Below are 817 nucleotides of genomic sequence, written 5' to 3'. Positions count from 1 at the left end.
CCATACTGGGCTTGTCCAGGTAGCGAACAGGAGGGACCCGCGCGCGACGCGCAGTGCCCCCACGAGCGACGGAGCGGCGCGCGTGGGAGGTGCCTGTTTGCCCACCTGGGCAAGCCCGGGGGGTGGGGTCCGGGGCGGGGGGTATGCGGCGCAAACCCGTTTCCGCCCGAAGTCACGAAAGCGAATCCGTCCTCTTTGGCCGAGGGGCTGTGCTGCCAAGGGGACTGTCTGCCCTGGATCACCGCGCGGGGAGCGCGCCACGGAGGACAGATGGCCCGCATCGTGAGAGCCGTGCCGGGATATGGCGAGATCCCGGCGGGTCTCCCCATCATCGTCGACGAGGCGATGGCGATCGTCGAGCCGGCCTTCGCCTTCCTGTTCGAGCTGGCGACCGTCCCGGGCCGCTCGCATGCCGTCGAGACGATCCGCACCTATGGCGAGCATCTCCACGACTGGCTCGACAGCCTCGAACAGTCCGGTATCGGGTGGCGGGACGTCGGCGAGCCGGAGATCGCGGCTTGGCGCAACCGGATGCTGGCGCGCCCGAGCCCGCACACCAAGCGGCCCTATGCGCGCTCGACCATCAACGACCGAGTGCGCACCGTCTGCCGCTTCTACAGCTGGGCCCATGACCGTGGGTGGATCGATGCCCTGCCGTTCCACTTCGTCGACGTGAGGATCAGCCAGCGCCGCCAATCCATGCTGGGCCACCTCGAGCTGCGTCCCGGCGTCGTCGCCGCCAATGTGCTGAGCGTCTCCGAGCCCGAGCGGCTGCCGCGCGCCTTGCGAACGGATCAGTTGCGCCGCGTCTTCGCCA

1 protein-coding gene is annotated in these 817 nt (G+C 69.5%); it reads left to right on the top strand.

The annotated features are described in order from the left end of the window. Positions 1-270: 270 nt before the first annotated feature. On the top strand, positions 271-817 hold a 547-nt coding region (locus FFK22_RS41990; protein ID WP_186002984.1), incomplete at its 3' end, for a site-specific integrase.

It is taken from the genome of Mycobacterium sp. KBS0706, from assembly GCF_005938675.2.
Taxonomy (GTDB): domain Bacteria; phylum Pseudomonadota; class Alphaproteobacteria; order DSM-16000; family Inquilinaceae; genus Inquilinus.
Note: the sequence above shows the minus strand (reverse complement) of the source record. Positions and strands in the feature narration are given on the sequence as shown.